Consider the following 369-nt stretch of genomic DNA (forward strand, 5'->3'; position numbering starts at 1 on the left):
TTTTAGCTTTATCACGTAAAGAGCCTAATGCAAGAAAGCGCATACGCCTGCTTGCTGTTTCATTATTCTTTGAGGGTGAAAACAGAACGAATATTGCTAAGCGCCTAAATACAGCGCGCGGCAGTCTCAATAAATGGGTTTCAAACTACCTTAACAATGGCGTTGCTGGCTTGAACAACAAACCGATTAAAGGTCGTCCAGCTAAATTAACCTCACAACAACTAAATACACTGTCAGATTATGTAAAACAGTCAGCAAGTTCTTCAGAAGGAGGCAGACTAATGGGGGAAGATATTGCTCAGTATATTTATGACCAGTTCAACATAAGATATCACACCGATCATATTTACAAACTGCTCAAGAAGCGTG

At 40.1% G+C, this 369-nt stretch carries 1 protein-coding gene; it reads left to right on the forward strand.

Annotation, left to right across the window (positions count from 1 at the left end; genetic code table 11):
• On the forward strand, positions 1-369 hold a 369-nt coding region (locus tag H5158_RS22920; protein ID WP_182740996.1), incomplete at both ends, for a helix-turn-helix domain-containing protein.

It is taken from the genome of Pseudoalteromonas sp. SR45-6 (assembly GCF_014163545.1).
GTDB classification, from domain to species: Bacteria; Pseudomonadota; Gammaproteobacteria; order Enterobacterales; family Alteromonadaceae; genus Pseudoalteromonas; species Pseudoalteromonas rhizosphaerae.